Origin of the sequence: Candidatus Aquicultor secundus (genome assembly GCF_002791875.1) — a bacterium.
Classification (GTDB): Bacteria; Actinomycetota; Aquicultoria; order Aquicultorales; family Aquicultoraceae; genus Aquicultor_A; species Aquicultor_A secundus.
Genome location: NZ_PFNG01000154.1, coordinates 461 through 4,409, shown reverse-complemented (window position 1 = coordinate 4,409; position 3,949 = coordinate 461). Strand labels below are relative to the sequence as shown.

Annotated in this window: 2 protein-coding genes and 1 other RNA gene; all 3 read right to left on the bottom strand. The window is 51.7% G+C overall.

Features of this window, described 5'->3' with window-relative positions; translation table 11 throughout:
• Window positions 1-1,046: DEAD/DEAH box helicase family protein (locus tag COY37_RS06400; RefSeq protein WP_286976841.1), on the bottom strand; the 1,046-nt coding region annotated here is incomplete at its 3' end.
• A gap of 306 nt (window positions 1,047-1,352) precedes the next feature.
• An RNA gene (gene rnpB / locus COY37_RS06395) (RNase P RNA component class B) lies at window positions 1,353-1,653 on the bottom strand.
• A gap of 102 nt (window positions 1,654-1,755) precedes the next feature.
• Window positions 1,756-3,949, bottom strand: a 2,194-nt coding sequence (locus tag COY37_RS06390; protein WP_286976839.1) for a pentatricopeptide repeat-containing protein, incomplete at its 5' end; no start/stop codon positions are given.

The following is a 3,949-nucleotide window of genomic DNA, read 5'->3' as shown; positions in this document are numbered from 1 at the left end:
TCGTAGATAGCCTTTACACCGATTTTGGCCTTCACGGCCTCGATGCCGGAGATCCAGATGCGTGCCTCCGCCTCGCGGTTCTTAGCTTCGACGCGATCGTCTCCCGCGAGCTTTTCGTGCTCGCCGTCGGGCTTGCGCCGGTAGCAGTGGTGGGCTTCGTCGTTGAGGACAACAATGTTCTTTTTTGTACCCAACTCGCGGCAAACACGCCGTACCATTTGGTCGGGCGTTTCGGTGAACGCGCTTGTCTCCCCATCTGCCAAAATGGACTTCGTAAGCTTGCCGGCAGCAACCTTTTCGCGTAGTTGGAATGCGTGGAAGTTGGTGATGACGATTTTTGCCTGGCCCAGCTTTTCCATATCGTGTGCGGGGATAATATCCCGCTGACGATAATAGTTCTCCGGGTCGTTCGGTAACAGCACACGCAGCCGGTCGCGGATGGTTATACCGGGCGTGACAATTAAAAAGGTATCGGTGAAGCGTGCATCCTGCGGATTAGCACGCTTGTTTAACGTGTGCCACGCTATGAGCATGGCCATGACGACAGTCTTGCCGGAGCCAGTGGCCATCTTGAACGCCGTGCGCGGCAGACCTGGGTTCGATGTATCGTTCGCCTCGCGAATGGCGTTCTCTATCCAGGTATCGCCGTACTTCTTGGCTACCTCAGTGATGTAGATGGCGGTTTCAAGGGCTTCGTTCTGGCAAAAGAAGAGTTTCTTCTCGCGGTTAGTATCGGTCCAATAAGCAATCAAGCGTGCGGTTGTCGGCGTTACACCGACATAGCCACCCTTGCGCCACAGGGCGATGCGGCGACGAATATCGTTGACAAGCTTGTTCTCCTCGATGCGATCTTGCGTCCATTCGGTGTCGAACTGAAGCTGCTTAGACCCTTTCTTCTTTGGCTTGGCGATGGGCACGAAGTACGAACTGGTCCGGCGGCCATCAACCACCTCATTGGTAATCCCCTCGTCGGCAAACCTGAAGTGGCGGGTCGGCTCGTCGAATGGGGCGTTGATAATAGGGTTCTCAATCACTACTTGTCTCATATCACCAGCCCTCTCTTACGCTACCCTGCACACTACCTTAGCTTGTTTATATTATAAGCACTAGATTGTATTATAGGCCAGTAACCTTAAGTTGTCCGTACACGAAGCGCATAGACGGCATTCTGCTTTAAGATAATATATGCACAAAAGAGCGATAAATGGGTAACAGATGTTAGAAGCTTTTTTAAGATTCTGTTAGAAGTTTGTTAGAAAAATTGAAAAAACACTCGGATTTTGCGCCGAGTGTTTTTTATTTCTGCTGGTAATAGACTTATTATTTGTGCAGCAAACAAAAAGAGGTGGGGAAACCGTAACTCCCATTCTGTTTTATCCCGTCATCTATCTACCGGTTTGGGCCGGTGCCGCTTGTGGGCGGCTGCCTCTACCCGGGACTGCGCAAAAGCGCCCCCCTATTTGAGTTGCACCCGACCGGAGTTTACCTCGTTTCACCCGCTTTAAAGCGGCTCGTCTCTGTGGCACTGGTCGTCAGCCCCTTAAAAAGGAACTGCCCTCCCTCACGGAAGGCGGTCTTTTACGTTGAAAGCAAAACTTTCAACGGGGTGTGGGATGTTTCCTCTAGCCATAAGGCCAGCGACGGGTCGTTTCCCCACCTGAAGTAAATCATTGAATTAGTTCATTAGAATAATTCATGTGTCTTAAATTATTCTACCACGATTTGGATTTTCATGCGCGCAACGGTTAGGCGCTGTTATGCCATCTTCGTAAGTTCGCGCTCGATTTGGCGCAGGTACTCTTCGAGTAGAGCCCTTCTTGGCCCAGGCTTAGAAGTAGCGAGGGCCTTTTTCAGGTGCGGTTCTGCTTCACGGCGTTTGCCTTTTTCCATAAAGGCGATACCGAGGGCATAATCGATGTTGGAATGCCTTGGATTATAGCCTGAGACATTTTTAAGGTATGCGAGTGCTTGCTCGGTATGCTGGCGGATCAGCTTGCGGGCAACTTGCAGATGGGGATACTCGAGAACAAGACGGAGCGCCTGGTCGATATGACCGCTCTTCTGGTATGCGGCGATTGCCGCCTGTACCGGTTCGTCCGGGTGATACTTCTGGGATAAATACCAGCTCACAATCTCGTCTGCGGGCTTGGCCGAGAGGTTCTTACTGAAGAGCCTGTTATACGTCACGATGTTAGGCTGGATACCGTCTTTGCGCATCTCATCCAACCACACCCTGGCGGTATCGTAATCGGGTGCGGCAAGCATGAGCGTGTTGTAGGTTACGACATCCGGCTCGATGTGACCCTGCCGCATCGTCGCAAGCAGCGATTGGACCGTCGGATAATCCGGCGCCTTAAGAACAAGTGCGTTGTAAGTGATAACGTTTGGCGCAATGCCTTCGCGCTTCATCTCATCCAACAAAGAGGCGCCCACCCCGAAATCGGCCTTGGAGATAAGCGTACTATAGGTAACCACACTTGGCTTTACGTCTTCCTTTTTCATTACGTCCAGCCATGACTTGGCGGTTTCGTAATCCGGGGCTTTCGAGATCAGTGCGTTATAGGTAACAGTATTTGGCTCGATTCCTTTATTGCGCATCGTCGCAAGCCATGATTCTGCGATGCTATAGTAGGGGGCCTTGGAGATCAGGGCGCTGTACGTGGCGATATTCGGCTGTACGCCCTCCTCGCGAATAGTCGCAAGGTAGTCGAACATATCGTTCATAATCTCTCTTACCAGGGATTTTGCGGATTGCAATTGTGGAAACTCCAGCGCAAGGCGTAATGCCCGGTTAACGTGGCCCGTCCTGCGATACGAGGCAATGGCGACCTGCATCGGCTCATCCGGATGGTATTCCTGGGCGAGATACCAGCTCAGTAGCTCATCCGCGCTTGTGCCAAAGAGGTCTTTGCTGAATAAGCCGTTATAGCTTTCAATATCGGGCACAATCCCTTTGGCCTGCATCGCCTGCAGCCAGGACCTTGCCGTATCGAAGTCGATCGATTTAGCAATAAGCGCGTTATATGTAGTAAGGTCGGGCCGGATATCTTTCTTGCGCATCGTATCCACCCAGCTTTTGGCCGCATCGTAATTTGGGGCTTTTGAGATGAGTGTATTGTAGCTTTCAACATCCGCCGGGCCTTCTTCGCGGATAGTCTCAAGATATGCGAACACATCATCCATGATTTCCCTGATGAGCTTCTTGGCGACCAGGAGGTGCGGGTACTCGAGCGCGATAAGCAGCGCCTGGTCGACACGACCGGCTTTGCGATACGTGGAGATGGCGGTCTGAATCGGCTCCTCAGAGGCAATCCCCCGTGATTGATAAAGCGCAAGCACCTCTTCAGCTGATTTGCCGGACAGGTTCTTGCTGAACAGCCTGCTAAAGCTGTCCACGTTCGGCGCAACGCCGTCCTTGCGCATGGTCTCAAGCAACAACAGCGCTTTATCGTAATCGGGCGATTTTGAGATGAGCGCGTTGTAGGTGATCACATTGGGTTTTATACCTTCTTTAAGCATCGCCTCAAGCAACCCTTTGACCGTGTTGTAGTCGGGGGCTTTTGCAATAAGGCGATTATAGGTGGCAAGATTGGATTGGATGCTGTCCTCAAGGATTGCCTCCAACCAGTAGCTGGCCGTGCTGTAATTCGGGGCCTTGGCGATAAGAGCGTTGTAGGTAATGATATTCGGCTGTATGCCCTCATCAAGCATCTTCTTGAACCAGAAACCCGCCGTGTCGTGATGGGGGGATTTGGTAATCAACGTGTTATATATCACAACACCCGGCCGGATGTTCTCGGCGAGCATCTTCTCAAGCCAGGGTTGAATCGTATCAAAATCGGGGACTTTCGGGATAATCCCGTTGTATGTGGCAAGGTCGGGCTTGATTCCCTCTTTTTGCATTGCCTCAAAGAGGGACACCGCCGTATCAAAGTCGGCTTTAGAGATA